Below are 14,227 nucleotides of genomic sequence, written 5' to 3'. Positions count from 1 at the left end.
TACCGTGACGAAAGGCGCGCCTTTCGCTAACGGAACGCGATGGCAAAACTCCCTATCGTCGCGATCGTCGGCCGTCCTAATGTCGGCAAGTCGACGCTGTTCAATCGTCTGGTCGGAAAAAAGCTGGCGCTGGTCGATGACCGGCCCGGTGTGACGCGGGACCGACGCGAAGGCGACGCGCATCTGCTGGGCCTGGACTTCCGTGTCATCGACACGGCGGGTTACGAGGACGAAGACCCCGATACGCTCCCCGGCCGGATGCGTCGCCAGACCGAGGCGGCGGTCGCCGAGGCCGATGTCGCGCTGTTCCTGGTCGATGCGCGTGCCGGGGTCGTGCCGCTGGACGAGGAAATCGCCCGCTGGCTACGCAGTTCGGACACGCCGATCGTCCTCGCCGCGAACAAGGCCGAGGGGCGTGCGGCGGAGCAGGGTATTCTGGAAGCGCTGGCCCTCGGCTTTGGTGACCCGGTCCAGCTCTCGGCGGAACATGGCGAGGGTGTGGGCGATCTGTTCGAGGCGCTGCTTCCCTTCATCGATGTCGAAATCGAGGAAGAGGAGGAGGTCGATCTCGAAAACCCCTTCGCCCCGCTCAAGCTGGCGATCGTCGGCCGCCCCAATGCGGGCAAGTCCACGCTGATCAACCGTTTCCTGGGGCAGGACCGCCTGATCACGGGACCCGAGGCAGGGATCACCCGCGATTCGATCGCGATCGACTGGGAATGGCGCGACCGGGACGGCGAAATCCGCCAGGTCCGCCTGATCGACACGGCGGGGATGCGCAAAAAGGCCAAGGTGCAGGACAAGCTGGAAAAGCTGTCCGTCGCCGATGCCCTGCGCGCGGTCGATTTCGCCGAAGTCGTGGTGTTGCTGCTCGACGCGACGCTGGGACTGGAATCGCAGGATCTGCGTATCGCCGACCGCGTTCTGGAGGAAGGGCGCGCGCTGCTGATCGCGCTGAACAAATGGGATGTCGCGGAAAATCCGTCGTCGCTGTTCAACGGCGTGAAAAAGGCGCTGGAGGATGGGCTCAGCCAGGTGAAGGGCGTGCCGCTGCTGGCGGTGTCGGCCGCGACCGGCAAGGGGCTCGATACGCTGATCGAGGCGGCGTTCGAAACGCGCGCCGCCTGGTCGAAGCGGGTGCCGACCGGCGAACTCAACCGCTGGTTCGAAAGGGCCGTCGATGCCAATCCGCCGCCCGCGCCCGGCGGCAAGCGGATCAAGTTGCGCTACGTCACCCAGATCAAGTCGCGGCCGCCGAGTTTCGTGATCTTCGGAACGCGGGTCGACCAATTACCCGCCAGCTATGAGCGCTATCTGGTCAACTCGATGCGGCGAGAATTGGGCTTCGGCGCGGTGCCGGTGCGGCTGACGCTGCGGGCACCGAAGAACCCGTTCGCAAACAAGGACTGAGGGTAGGGGCGCAAGCCCCGCCTGCTGCCCATGCCACCCTTGGGCTAGTACGCACTTCCGTGCCGTTCCGGACCACCTCCGTTCCGTTCCAGCCTTACCTCCGTTCAGCCTGAGCGAAGTCGAAGGCCACGGGATGACCTCGGCCAAGCTTGGACGGGGCTTTGTAGCGAAGGGTTTGCCATAGCCTTCGACTTCGCGCAGGCTGAACGGGAGTGAGGGGATATGGGGGCTCGACGGGGAGCGAGCCCGAAAGCCGGAAAGGGGCGGGTTTCCAAACCCGCCCCCGCGGCCATTACCCCTGCAAGTGCGGCGCAGCACCCGACTTGGGGGCGTCGTTTTCCGCCATGGCGTTCAGCTGGACATAATTCTGGATGCCCATACGCTCGATCATCTCGAACTGGCGCTCCAGCGTGTCGACATGCTCTTCCTCGCTGGCGAGGATGCGCTGGAACAGGTCACGGCTGACATAGTCGCGGACCTCCTCGCAATAGGCGATCGCGCCCTTGAGCTGCGCCACCGCCTCGATCTCGATGGCGAGGTCGCCCTTGAGCACCTCTTCCACTGTCTCGCCGATGCGCAGGCGACCGAGCAGCTGAAAATTGGGCAGGCCGTCCAGATAGAGGATGCGCTCGGCCAGCCAGTCGGCGTGGCGCATCTCGTCGATCGACTCCTTATACTCGAACTGGGCGAGCTTGTAGACGCCCCAGTGATCGAGCAGTCGATAGTGCAGGAAATACTGATTGATCGCGGTCAGCTCGTTCTTGAGCGCCTCGTTCAGAAACTCGATGACCTTGGGGTCGCCCTTGACTGCCATTGCCTTCATCCTTCGTAAATCGGCTCGCCAACCACATTAGTGTAATATCTGTGACGACGGCAAGAAGATTTTCACAAGTAAAACTGCGAACCATTTTCAGGGCATTGAAGTTGTGAGACCTGCGAATGAAGTTGAAAGGCGTTCGCAGCATCGGGTGAGTAGCGGGCCGGAGAAATTGGGGGCGGATCGCCGAAGATATTTCTTGAAGGTCTCATGCTCGTTGATCGGAAACATCGGGGCTTTCCAGCCTACCGGTATCTCCCCATCGTGCGTGATAGCTCGGCAAGCCCTGTGTCGGCGGCGCTATTTCTGGATGGCGATGTCACTGGTTCGCGACTAGTCATGGCGTCCCGGAAATCATCGATATTGCGCACTGATCGCCGCGCGCAGCCCCCGCACCAGTGAGGGGCAAGGGAACGACGCCATGGGGGTATCGGCTAACCCTACCCCCAGATACCCCCCCCCGAACTACCCCCAGGTGATGCGGGCTTTCGTCGAGGTGAGATTACATGCCCTGATGCCGTGGCTTGCTGGCGCCGCAGGGGAAGTCTGGGACAAGGTGAATGTCGACATTGGTGGGCCCGGCAGGACTCGAACCCGCAACCTAGCCGTTATGAGCGGCCAGCTCTAACCATTGAGCTACAGGCCCCACCGAGAATGTCCGTAGCGTGACGACGCGCGGCTTCGCAACGGGGGAATTGCGTATCGGACAAAAGAAAAAGGGCACCTTCGCGAAGAAGGTGCCCTTTTCCGACAAACAGTCTGTGCTTCGGACCCGAAGGTCCGAGGCGACATTACTGCATGTTGTCAGCCTTGGCGTCGGCAGCGTCACGGACGTTGTCGGCGGCGGCGTTCATGTTGTCAGCAGCGTTCTCGAGCGTCGCAGCAGCGGCGGTGTTCGAGGTGTTGTCGGCAACCGCTTCGAGGTTGTCGGCCTGCATTTCCATGTTGTCAGCCAGCATGTCCGCGTTGTTTTCAACAGCGGCCGCTTCCGGCGACTTCGTGCAGGCGGCCACGGACATCAGGCCGGCGGCAGCGAGAACAAAGGCAATCTTCTTCATTCGAATGCTCCCAAGCATAGCAATCATCGCGGCCGACCCGAATGCCGTCGCGAAGCGGCTCAAATAACGCGCGGTTCATCGCGGTCAATCCGCAAAATTCACATCGCGGCAAGGTTCGCGACGAACCGATGGCACGGAGCGGGCTTTTTCAAGGCGTTGGGGTTACCAAAACGTTACCGCTAATCCGAAGGGTCATCGCGGTGTCACCGGCCCGATCGCCTCCGGCGCATTGGCCACGACCGCCAGCATCGCGGTCCACGCCGCCACATTCTGCCGCAGCGCCGCCGGATCGACGCGGTCGAGGACATCGTCGGGGGTGTGATGGGTGTCGAAATAATCCCAGCCCGACTGGTTAAGGTCGATCGCGCCGGTTCCGAGCTTCAGCGTCGGGCCGATGTCGGTGCCGTCGCCGCCCAGGCCGCTACCGCGTGCGATACCCAGCGGCGCGAGCGCGGTCTGGAGCCGGTCGGCGACGGCTTTGGCCGTGTCGGGCAGATTGACCTCGAAGCGCCAGACGCGGTCCGCGCCGAAATCGCTCTCCGATGCGGTCGCGTGACGTTCACCGGCATGTGCCTTGGCATAGGCCGCGCCGCCCATGCCGCCGACTTCCTCGGCACCGAACCAGACGACGCGGATCGTGCGACGCGGGGTGCCAGCGTCCAGGATGCGCTTGGCGGCGGCGGTGGTGATCGCCAAGCCGCTGGCATCGTCGATCGCGCCGGTGCCCAGATCCCAGCTGTCGAGGTGACCGCCAACCAGGACGATGCCCGCCGAGGGATCGCTGCCGGGCACTTCGGCGATGACATTGCCCGATTCGCGGATTCCGACCATGCGCGGGGTGAGGATCAGTTTCATCCGCACCGGGCCGCCGCGGCTTGCGATTCGCTCCAGCTGTTCGGCGTCGGGAACCGACAGGGCGGCGGCGGGGATCGGCTTCACACCCTCGGGGAAGTTGGTGGTGCCGGTGTGCGGGAAGCGGTGATGGTCGGTGCCGATCGAACGGATGACGATCGCGACGGCCCCCCGCCGTGCCGCCAAGGCCGGGCCGGTGAAGCGCGCGGTGCCATAGGCGCCATAACCCGATCCGTCCTGGGTACGGGGCATGGCGTTGCCAATATAGACGATCCGTCCCTTGATCGCGCTATCCGGCGCCGACTGGAAGGCGGCCATGCTCGGAAAGACCGCGACCTCGGCCGTCAGCCCGGCGGGCGGGGTGGCCCCCGAATTGCCCAGCGCGGCCAAGGTCAGCTTCTGCGGAAAGGGGGCGAGAATCTCGGCGCTTTCCGCGCCGCGTTCCCACACCGGCATCCGATAGGGCTCGATCCGCACATTCCTGAACCCCAGCGCGGTCAGCCGCTTGACCGCCCAGTCGCGTGCGCGTGCTTCCGCTTCGGTGCCAGCCAGACGCTGGCCGACTTCGGTGGTCAGCCCCTCGACAATGTCCCAGGCGACCGTGTCGGTCAGTGCGGCATCCCGCAGGCGTTCCACCTCCGGCGCGACCGCGGCGGGCATGGGTGGCGGCGTGCGTTGTGCCAGAACGGGAGAGGAAAGGGCGGTGGCGGCCAGCGCCGCTAGGACAAATCGCTTCATGGGTGCGACTGTTGCCCAGCCGGTCCCGTTTGCCAACCGCTCGCCCACAGACTACATGGGCGGGAAATATCCAACAGTCGCAAAAAGCACGGAGCCCCGCGCCGCCATGGCCGTCCAATATACCTATGTGATGAAGGGTCTGACCAAGACCTTCCCCGGCGCCAACAAGCCTGTCCTCAACAACATCCACCTTCAGTTCCTGCCGAGCGCGAAGATCGCGATCATCGGCCCCAACGGCGCGGGCAAGTCCACGCTGATGAAGGTGATGGCGGGCATGGACACCGACTTCACCGGCGAAGCCTGGGCCGCCGAGGGGGTCCGCGTCGGTTATCTGGCGCAGGAGCCGCAGCTGGACCCGTCGAAAGACGTGATGGGCAACGTCAAGGACGGCGTTCGCCCGGTCGCCGACCTGGTCGATCGCTTCAACGCCATCTCCGCCGAGATGGGCGATCCCAAGGACGACACCGATTTCGACGCCCTGATGGAAGAGATGGGCGAGCTTCAGGCCAAGATCGATGCGGTCGATGGCTGGGCGCTCGACAGCCAACTGGAGCAGGCGATGGAAGCGCTGCGCTGCCCGCCGGGTGACGCCGACGTCACCCGCCTGTCTGGTGGTGAGAAGCGTCGCGTGGCGCTGTGCAAGCTGCTCCTCGAAAAGCCCGACGTGCTGCTGCTCGACGAACCGACCAACCACCTCGACGCCGAAAGCGTGTCGTGGCTGGAAAATTACCTCAAGGAATATGCGGGTAACGTCATCCTCGTCACCCACGATCGCTACTTCCTCGACAATGTCGTCAACTGGGTGCTCGAGCTGGATCGCGGCCGCTACTACACCTACGAATCCAACTATTCCGGCTATCTGGAAAAGAAGGCCAAGCGCCTCGAGCAGGAAGAGCGCGACGAGGCGGGCAAGCAGAAGGCGATCGCCGACGAGCTGGCCTGGATGCGTCAGACGCCCAAGGCCCGCCAGACCAAGTCGAAGGCGCGTATCCGCGCGTTCGAGGAGCTGATGGAGAAGCAGGAGAACCGCGTCGCGGGCAAGGCGCAGATCCTGATCCAGATCCCCGAGCGCCTGGGCGGCAAGGTGATCGAGGCCAAGGGGCTGACCAAGTCCTATGGCGACAAGCTGCTGTTCGAGAATCTCGACTTCATGCTGCCGCCGGGCGGCATCGTCGGCGTGATCGGGCCGAACGGCGCGGGCAAGTCGACGCTGTTCAAGCTGATCACCGGGCAGGAACAGCCCGATGCGGGCACGATCGAGATCGGCTCGACCGTCAAGCTCGGCTATGTCGACCAGAGCCGCGACGACCTCGACCCCAACAAGAATGTCTGGCAGGAAATCTCCGACGAACTGGAGGTCTTCCGCTTCGGCAAGCAGGAACTGGGCACGCGCGCCTATGTCGGCGCGTTCAACTTCCGCGGACCCGACCAGCAGAAGAAGGTCGGCCAGCTGTCGGGCGGTGAGCGCAACCGCGTCCACATGGCCAAGATGCTCAAGGAGGGTGGCAACGTCCTGCTGCTCGACGAACCGACCAACGACCTCGACGTCGAAACGCTGCGCGCGCTCGAAGAGGCGCTGGAGACGTTCGCAGGCTGCGCCGTGGTCATCAGCCACGATCGCTTCTTCCTCGATCGCCTCTGCACCCATATCCTGGCATTCGAGGGCGACAGCCATGTCGAATGGTTCGAGGGCAATTACGAATCCTACGAAGAGGACAAGCGTCGCCGCATGGGCGATGCCGCCGATCGTCCGACCCGTCTGGCGTACAAGAAGCTGACCCGCTGAGCTGCAGCCTCCTGAATGAAGAAAGCGCCTTTTCCGAGCGATCGGGGAGGGCGTTTTCATATCCGTCCCGGACTGGCTTTCCGCAAATGCGACGGGGCCGGGTTTAAATCGATTAATCAATTCCCTATTCTTCAACGCGAGGGCGAGGATATTAGGGGTTCGATAGCGAATGGCGGTGGTGGAACAGGCGCAGGGCGAGGATCAGGAAATCGCCGGCGCGGGACAGTTGCATTATCGCCTGCGGCAACAATCGGTCCTCGCGGCGTTCGGGATCGAGGCGCTGCGTGCGCGCGACCTAGACCCGATGCTGCAGCGCGCGACGGAATTATGTGCCGAGGGCATGCGCTCGCGCTACTGCAAATTCCTGGAATACCGGTCCGATCGCGAAACCCTGTTGGTGCGCAACGGCGTGGGCTGGGGCCCCGGTGTGGTCGGATCGACCGAAATGCGAACCGATATGTGCTCGCCAGCCGGTTTCGCGCTTCAGACGGGGCAGGGGGTCATCTCCAACCATCTCGATCAGGAAGAGCGGTTCCGCACGCCGCAATTCATGGCCGATCATCATATCCGCCGCGCCATCAACGTCTTGGTCGAAGCGTCGGGCCAGCGTTACGGCGTGCTGGAAGTCGACAGCCCTGACGAGGGGCGGTTCGAGGAGGCCGATCTGGCCTTCATGCAGGGTTTTGCCAATCTGATCGGCGTCGCGATCGAACGGCAGGAGGCCGAGCGGCGGCTGGCCGAGGCGGTCGAGCATCAGCAACTGCTGACCCGCGAGGCAAGCCACCGGGTCAAAAATAGTCTCGCGCTCGTGTCGGCGATGCTCAACCTGCAAAAGCAGGAGGATGACGATCCCCGTGTCCTGCGAATGCTGAACGACGCGCAGGCACGGATCACCGCCATCGCCCAGACGCACGATCAACTCTGGCGCGGTGAGCGGGTGGGGATCGTCTCGCTCGACGATCTCGCCTGCGGTATCGCTGAGCAACTGGCGCAACAGGCGCAGAACCATCAGGTTCACTGCGATATCGAGGCGATCGAGATGAACGCCGATACCGCCATCCCGATCGGGCTGATGCTGACCGAGCTGCTAACGAACGCGATCAAATATGCCTATGATGAAGCGGGCGGCACGATCGACGTGTCGCTGCACGCGCGAGACGGGCACATCGTCCTGTCGGTGCGCGACCGGGGGCGTGGCCTTCCCGCCGATTTCGACATGAAGGCGGCATCGCGGCATAGCCTCGGGATGCGGATGATCACTAGCCTAGCGCGTCAGTTGCGTGGTGAGGTTCGGTTCGACGACGCGGCACCGGGCACTTGTGCGACGCTGACCATGCCCGATCCGAGGGATTAGGAAACTCCTCCCCTTGCAGGGGAGGAAAGGCCCATGGTCACCGCACCCGCTTGACGAAGGTCCGGCCGTCCTCGCGCCGTTCGGTCTGGAAATTGGGGACCGCCTCGATCAGGTCGGACAGGCGCTTGAACCCGTAATTGCGCGTGTCGAAGCTCGACCGATTGCCCGCCAGCTGCCCCATTGCCGACAGGCTGGCGAAACCGCGCTCGTCGCGCTTCACGCTATTATAGGCATCGACCAGCAGCTTGAGCAGTTCCTCGTCGATCGGGCGGGGCGTGCCGGTGGTCCGCTTGGTCTGCTCGATCGACGGCGGGAGCGAATCGGCCAGGGGAACATCGGTGGCCGTCGGTTTGCCTATGGCCGCAGGCCGTGCCGCCTCACCGATCAGCGCGCCGACGTCGATGAAGCGGCTGCACGCCTGTTTGAACGCCTCGGGCGTGCGGCTGTTGCCGAAACCGTAGACGGGAAAGCCGTCCTGCCGGATGCGGGTCGCCAGCGGCATGAAGTCGCTGTCGGACGACATGATGCCGAAGCCGTCGATCCGCCCACGGAACAGAAGGTCCATCGCATCGATGGTCATCTTCATGTCGGTGGCGTTCTTGCCCTTGGTCAGGTCGAACTGCTGCTGCGGCTCGATGCCATGCTTGACCATGACGTCACGCCAGCCCTTCAGCCCGGGCTTGGACCAGTTGCCATAGGCGCGCCGTACATTGACCGTGCCCAGCTCGGCCAGAACGGTCAGAACGGGGTCGATGGCCGCCGACTGGGCATTGTCGGCGTCGATGAGCAGCGCGATGTTGCGGGTGAGGGCGTTCATGCCGCCCTCGCTATCAGAGCCGGCGATCAGCCGCCACGGCGCATTGCATCGACGCCGATCGAACCGCCGCCCGCCGCCGCGAGATACAGGAAGGCGAAGCAGTAGAGGATCGCCGCTTCACCGCCATTGGCCAGCGGCAGGAAGCCCTGGGGCGCATGAGCCATGAAATAGGCGACCGCCATCTGACCGGAAAGCAGAAAGGCCACCGGCCGGGTGAACAGGCCGATCAGCAGCAACGCGCCGCCTGCCAGTTCCAACACGCCCGCCGCCGTCAGCAACGGGTTGAGCGGCATCGGAAAGGGCGGAAGGCCGAAGAATTTTGAGACGCCGTGCGCCAGGAACATCATGCCGAAAACGGCGCGGAACAGCGACAGGAGAGGCGCGGAAAAGCGGGCAGGAATGGGCATGGTCGACACTCGTTGACAGAGGGCTGCGACAATCGCCGCCCCCGGAAATCCCATCTTGCCAACGGCCTGATCCACAACAAGAACCGGATGCGAAACGAACCGTTGCGAATGCGGTTACGGATCGGGATAGGCGATCGCCATCACTTCATATTCCCGCTCCCCCGCGGGCAGGGTCACCCGCCGCAAATCGCCGACCGATGCCCCGCGCAGCGCCCGGACCAGAGGGGCGTTCCAGCCGACCCGACCCTTGCCAGCATCCGCCTCGTCATCGCCGACCAGCGTCAGGACGCGCTCATTATCGTCCTCATCGGCGATGGTCACGGTCGCGCCGAACCATATCTTGCTGCGGTCTTCCTGACGCGCGGGGTCGATGACCTTGGCGGCCTTCATCCGCTTGGACAGCCAGCCCAGCCGCCGGTCGATCTCGCGCAGGCGCTTGCGACCATAGATATAGTCGCCATTCTCCGAACGGTCGCCATTGCCCGCCGCCCAAGCGATCGTATCGACCAGCTTGGGCCGTTCGACCGCGAACAATGCCTCATATTCCTGTCGCAGCGCGGCGTAACCGGCGGGCGTGATATAGTTGGGACGATCCATCGCCCCCCCTCTATTCCCTATGCCGCCGCGATCAACCCGGCCGCGACGACTTGCCCAGATACCAGCTAAGCGGCGCCGGTCCCCGGCTGGTGGCGCGGGCGGGGTTCATCAGGTCATAGACGACCGCATTCTCCAGCACGCGCTGAACGTAATTGCGCGTTTCCATATACGGGATCGCCTCGATCCAATCGACGATGTCGACCGCGCCTGTCCGGGGATCGCCATTCAGCCGCAGCCATTTGTTCACATTGCCGCCGCCCGCATTATAGGCCGCGATGGCAAGCGGATAGCTGCCGAAATTGTTGCGGATCCGCTCGAAATAGCTCGCGCCCAGCTGGATCGACAGGTTGGGATCGGTGGTCAGCGATGCGGGCGAGTAAGCCAGGCCGATCTTGCCCGACTGTTCGGCGGCGGTGGCGGGCATCAACTGCATCAGTCCGCGCGCGCCCGCATGGCTGACGGCCGCGCGGTCGAACTGGCTCTCCTGCCGCGCGATCGCATGGATGATCGTCCAGCTCGATTCATAGCCCGACGGCACCGGCACGACCGGGAAGCCGGCGGCCGAATAGTCGGTCAGCCCGTTCTGCATCGCACTGCGCCCGACCATCACCGCCAGATCGGGGCGGTTGATCGTCCGCGACAGATCGGCGGCGAGCAGGTGATCGCTCTCGCTTTCGGCATCGGCGGCGATCTGGCGGACGAAGGCGCTCTGATCCTGCCACTGGCCGATCTGCCCCAGGAACTTGGCGGCGCGCACGGTTTCGCGGGCGTCGAATGCGGCGCGGGTGGCGGGAGGAACGTTGGTCGCGGCGATGGCGGGCGGCGCGACCAGCGGCCGGCCGGTGCGCTCCAATGCCAGCTGCCCATAGAACTGATCGCGATACTGCGCCGCGCGGGCATAGAAGCCTGCGGCATCGGTGGAACGCCCGGCCGCCTCGGCCGCGCGACCCGCCCAGTAAAAGCCCTTGGCGCGCGTCTGCGGCGACTGGCTGCCACGACCATAGCGGTCGAACAGGGTCATCGCATCGGCAGGCCTGGCCAGCTTCATCGCGCTCTGCCCCGCCAGCCAGACCAGGCTGGTATAGTCGTCGCGCTCGCCATAAGCCTTGGTCGAGACGTCGGTCCCCGCCGGATAGGCATCGTCCACCTGGCGAGCGATGTCATAGGCGGTCTGAAGCTGGTTGTCGGACGCCGCGGCGCGGCCGTTGACGAGCAGCGCCTCATAGAATTTCTCGACATTGCCGGGCCGCACGGTCAATTGGCGCGTCCGTGCGAGCCAGGACCGCGCGGTCAGGCTGTCGCCCGTGTCGCGCAGCCACATGGCCCGGTCGGCGACATAGCCGGCATCATTGGCGTAGAGTTCGGCGGTCGAGGCGGACAGGCTGGCCGCATCCGCCGATTTGGTGCGGAAGGCGAGGCGCGCCGCAAAGACCGGCCGCCGCGCGGCGCTGGTATAGCCGAGCTGACGCGCCGCCGCGCTGGTCTGTCCGCTCCACAGCAGCGAGTCCATCCGTGCGTCGTGATCCTCGGGCGTCAGCGAGGAGGCGAAGGTCGACATGACCAGCGCTTCGTCGGTCGGTGACAGGGTGCCGCGTCGCCAGGCCATGCGCGCCGCCTGTGCCGCTTCGCCGGGCGCTCCGGTGGCGAGCAGGGCGCGGGCATAGGCGACGCCGCCCGCGGCCGATAAGGGCGGATAGCGTCGGAAATAGGCGACGATGCTCGACGGTGCGGCGGTGAAGTTCGTCGCCTGCCGTTCGGCAGCGCGGCGGTTGCCCGCCTCGCCCGGCCAGCCGGGATGCGCCATCAGGAAGCCGGCATAGCTGTCGAAGGGCAGCGAATCGGTCTGTTGCAGCGCGCGCCACTGCGCCAGCGCCGCGGCGATCGCGCCGTCGGCGGCGCTGGGCATTCCCTGGGTGCTTTGGCTGGGGCTCATATTCGCCATTTGGGTACGATAGCGGTCGAGCTGATCCTGCCCGCCCGAGGAGACCATGGTGCCCGCCAGTGTCGCGAGGATCGCCCCCGCCTTCGTCAATGCCATCATGGTGGACAGGATAGGGACTCTACCCGTACATGTCCTGAACAAATTCCCTTATCCGCGCGAATTTCGGCGCAGCAGGAGCGCATTTCCTCTCATGTTTTCAGGGTCCATTCCGGCGCTTGTGACGCCGTTCGACGATCAGGGCGATCATGTCGGCGGAGCATTTGACGAGGCGAAATTCCGGGATTTCGTCGAATGGCAGATTGCCGAGGGTTCGTCGGCGCTGGTCGCGTGCGGCACGACGGGCGAGGCGGCGACCATGCCCAAGGACGAGCATTTCCACGTCGTGCGCGTCTGCGTCGACCAGGCACGCGGCCGGGTGCCGGTGATCGCGGGTGCGGGGTCCAACGACACCATCGTCGCGATCGAGAATATGAAGGCAGCGCAACAGGCCGGCGCGGATGCCGCCCTGATGGTTCCGCCTTATTATAATCGCCCGAGCCAGGAGGGGATCGCCCGCCACTTCGCCGAACTGGCCAAGGACGCGCCGCTGCCCATCGTGCTGTACAATGTGCCGGGCCGCACGGTGACCGACATTCAGCCCGCGACGCTGATCCGCATCGTCCAATCCGCGCCCGAGGTCTTTGTCGGCGTCAAGGATGCCAGCGGTGTGCTGGCCCGCGTGTCGCATCATCGCGGCGCGCTGGGCGCCGATTTCTGCCAGCTTTCGGGCAATGACGATCTGTCGCTCGCCTTCAACGCGATGGGCGGGGTCGGCTGCATCTCGGTGACCGCCAATGTCGCGCCGCGCCTGTGCGCCGAGTTCCAGGCGGCCTGTGCGAACGGAGACATGGCGCGTGCATTGGAATTGCACGACCGGCTCTTCCCGCTCCACGAGGCGATGTTCGCCGATGCATCGCCGGGGCCGGTGAAATATGCGCTCAGCCGGATTTTGCCGCATTTCCCGGTCGGCGTTCGCCTGCCGATGACGTGGCCGTCCGAGGCGGCTCGGGCCCAGGTCGATGCCGCGCTGGCCCATGCCGGGCTGATCTGAAGCCGGCCCCGCTTCCGCCGCATTCCTGATCCAGCATCGGCGTCGTCCCCCGGTCGGGGGATGCGCAGGGAGACGGGCCGATGTGGATGGTCGTGATGATCGCGTTGCAGTCTGGCGCGGTGGCAGGGCCCGTCTTGCCCAAGCCGCGCCAGCCCGCCACCGCGCGGCGCTGCCCCGTGGCGGAGGATGGCGGAAGCGACGATGTGATCGTCTGCGCCAAGCCGTCGGATGCGTATCGTATCCCCAGCGTGCGCGATTATTCCTCGCCGCTGACCTTGCCCCAGGCGCGGACCGACATTCCGGGCGTCGGCACGCTGTCGGCCGAGACCGAGCAGGGCTCGGTCGGCGGCTTCGTCAGCAACCGGGCGATGGTTCGCCTGAAGATCCCGCTGGGCGGTCGCCGCAAGGAATGAGGTGCAGCCGTCAGTCGCAACTGAAGCGATAGCTGTCGTCCAGCTTCACCGCGAGCACCAGCGTGCGCACCCCCTGGTTGCGGGAGGCAGCGCACAGGGCGTCCCGTGCGCCCCCACTGTCGTCGCGATAGCGTTGGGCATATTCGGCGACGAACACCGGCTTTCCGGCGTCGAGAAACACCGAATAGCCCGCGCATTCGGCATATTCATGGCATTGCTCGTTCACCGCGAAGTCGAAGGCGGGTTGCAGGACGGCCAATTGGTCGGGGTCGTTCTTCAACCCGATCGCCAGTCCGCGCGCATGTGCCTGGGTGGCGAGGAAGCGGTTATAGTCGAGCTGCATCGCGGCGGTCAGGCCCAGCCCGTTGTCGTTCGCATAGCCATCGACATTGTCGGGCTCGACCGCGTCACACCCCTTGCTCCGCGCCAGATCGAGGCGGGCTGTCATGACCTTCCGCACCGATGCCGAATCGATCCGGAGCCAGCGCTCGCCAGCCCATCCGTCCAGCGCCCTGCCGCGATCGCCGGATGCGAACTGGCCATCATCGGGCCGCCAATCCTCCGAACTGCCGGCCGAGAAATAGCAGATGACCTTTCGGCCCTGACGATGCAGATCGGCGATGGTCGCGGCGTTCGTATCGAACAGGTCGATGTCATAGGCGGCGACGGCATAGCCGGTGTTCAGCGGACCGCTCAATTGCCACTGCCAGCTCGTCGCCCGGTTGGGACGCCACCAGGTCGCCGCGGAAGCGCTTGCTGTCGGAGAGGGCGAGGGTTGCGGCGTCGGGCTGGCGGAGACGATCGGGGCCGCCTCCGCATCGTCCCCCGTGCCGCCGCCGCCGCAAGCGGTCGCCATCGTCATCGCGATACAGGGCATGGCCCAGCGGAATATGCACGTCATGCCCATCGCGGCTGCTCTGCGACAAAGCGGCAGTGCTTGCCAGCC

13 protein-coding genes and 1 tRNA gene are annotated in these 14,227 nt (G+C 65.0%); 5 read left to right on the top strand and 9 right to left on the bottom strand.

Features of this window, described 5'->3' with window-relative positions; translation table 11 throughout:
• Positions 1-39 precede the first annotated feature (39 nt).
• Positions 40-1,410 (top strand): ribosome biogenesis GTPase Der, encoded by a 1,371-nt coding sequence (gene der, locus ACWPWT_RS18675; protein ID WP_454280922.1) that lies wholly within the window; start codon positions 40-42, stop codon positions 1,408-1,410.
• Between the two features lie 292 nt (positions 1,411-1,702).
• On the opposite strand, the gene bfr is transcribed toward der, so the two are convergent.
• The 4 genes from bfr to ACWPWT_RS18655 form a co-directional block, all read right to left on the bottom strand.
• A complete protein-coding gene (bfr, locus tag ACWPWT_RS18670; RefSeq protein WP_261267856.1) occupies positions 1,703-2,224 on the bottom strand; it encodes a bacterioferritin in 522 nt (173 codons plus the stop codon).
• 573 nt (positions 2,225-2,797) lie between these two features.
• A tRNA-Ile gene (locus ACWPWT_RS18665) sits at positions 2,798-2,873 on the bottom strand.
• A gap of 145 nt (positions 2,874-3,018) precedes the next feature.
• On the bottom strand, positions 3,019-3,285 hold the full coding sequence (locus tag ACWPWT_RS18660) for a hypothetical protein (protein WP_261267854.1): 267 nt from the start codon (positions 3,283-3,285) through the stop codon (positions 3,019-3,021).
• A 192-nt stretch (positions 3,286-3,477) separates the two neighbouring features.
• Positions 3,478-4,875, bottom strand: coding sequence for a M20/M25/M40 family metallo-hydrolase (locus ACWPWT_RS18655; RefSeq protein ID WP_454280921.1), 1,398 nt, complete (start codon positions 4,873-4,875; stop codon positions 3,478-3,480).
• Between the two features lie 106 nt (positions 4,876-4,981).
• Between ACWPWT_RS18655 and ettA the strand changes: the two genes are divergently transcribed.
• Both ettA and ACWPWT_RS18645 read left to right on the top strand, forming a co-directional pair.
• Positions 4,982-6,661, top strand: a complete 1,680-nt coding sequence (gene ettA / locus ACWPWT_RS18650; protein ID WP_261267852.1) for an energy-dependent translational throttle protein EttA — start codon at positions 4,982-4,984, stop codon at positions 6,659-6,661.
• A gap of 169 nt (positions 6,662-6,830) precedes the next feature.
• Positions 6,831-8,015 (top strand): sensor histidine kinase, encoded by a 1,185-nt coding sequence (locus tag ACWPWT_RS18645; RefSeq protein WP_454280920.1) that lies wholly within the window; start codon positions 6,831-6,833, stop codon positions 8,013-8,015.
• A 37-nt stretch (positions 8,016-8,052) separates the two neighbouring features.
• Here ACWPWT_RS18645 and ACWPWT_RS18640 read toward each other — a convergent pair whose 3' ends face one another.
• From ACWPWT_RS18640 to ACWPWT_RS18625, 4 genes are all read right to left on the bottom strand, one after another.
• Positions 8,053-8,832 (bottom strand): NYN domain-containing protein, encoded by a 780-nt coding sequence (locus ACWPWT_RS18640; RefSeq protein ID WP_454280919.1) that lies wholly within the window; start codon positions 8,830-8,832, stop codon positions 8,053-8,055.
• A gap of 26 nt (positions 8,833-8,858) precedes the next feature.
• Positions 8,859-9,239 carry a DoxX family protein gene (locus tag ACWPWT_RS18635; RefSeq protein WP_454280918.1) on the bottom strand — a complete coding sequence of 127 codons (381 nt, stop codon included), beginning with the start codon at positions 9,237-9,239 and terminating at the stop codon, positions 8,859-8,861.
• A gap of 114 nt (positions 9,240-9,353) precedes the next feature.
• A complete protein-coding gene (greB, locus tag ACWPWT_RS18630) occupies positions 9,354-9,836 on the bottom strand; it encodes a transcription elongation factor GreB (protein WP_261267848.1) in 483 nt (160 codons plus the stop codon).
• A 31-nt stretch (positions 9,837-9,867) separates the two neighbouring features.
• Positions 9,868-11,877: a transglycosylase SLT domain-containing protein gene (locus ACWPWT_RS18625; RefSeq protein ID WP_454280917.1), complete on the bottom strand. Its 2,010-nt coding sequence runs from the start codon at positions 11,875-11,877 to the stop codon at positions 9,868-9,870.
• Positions 11,878-11,968: 91 nt separating this feature from the next.
• Here ACWPWT_RS18625 and dapA point away from each other — a divergent pair, with 91 nt between their 5' ends.
• Positions 11,969-12,868 carry a 4-hydroxy-tetrahydrodipicolinate synthase gene (gene dapA / locus ACWPWT_RS18620; RefSeq protein WP_261267846.1) on the top strand — a complete coding sequence of 300 codons (900 nt, stop codon included), beginning with the start codon at positions 11,969-11,971 and terminating at the stop codon, positions 12,866-12,868.
• Positions 12,869-12,948: 80 nt separating this feature from the next.
• Positions 12,949-13,281, top strand: a complete 333-nt coding sequence (locus ACWPWT_RS18615) for a hypothetical protein (RefSeq protein ID WP_261267845.1) — start codon at positions 12,949-12,951, stop codon at positions 13,279-13,281.
• A gap of 10 nt (positions 13,282-13,291) precedes the next feature.
• On the opposite strand, the gene ACWPWT_RS18610 is transcribed toward ACWPWT_RS18615, so the two are convergent.
• Positions 13,292-14,182, bottom strand: coding sequence for an endo alpha-1,4 polygalactosaminidase (locus tag ACWPWT_RS18610; RefSeq protein ID WP_454280916.1), 891 nt, complete (start codon positions 14,180-14,182; stop codon positions 13,292-13,294).
• Positions 14,183-14,227: the final 45 nt, after the last annotated feature.

This window comes from Sphingomonas sp. Marseille-Q8236 (genome assembly GCF_965112005.1).
The sequence above is the reverse complement of the archived record's forward strand: the minus strand, read 5'-3'. Positions and strand labels throughout refer to the sequence as shown.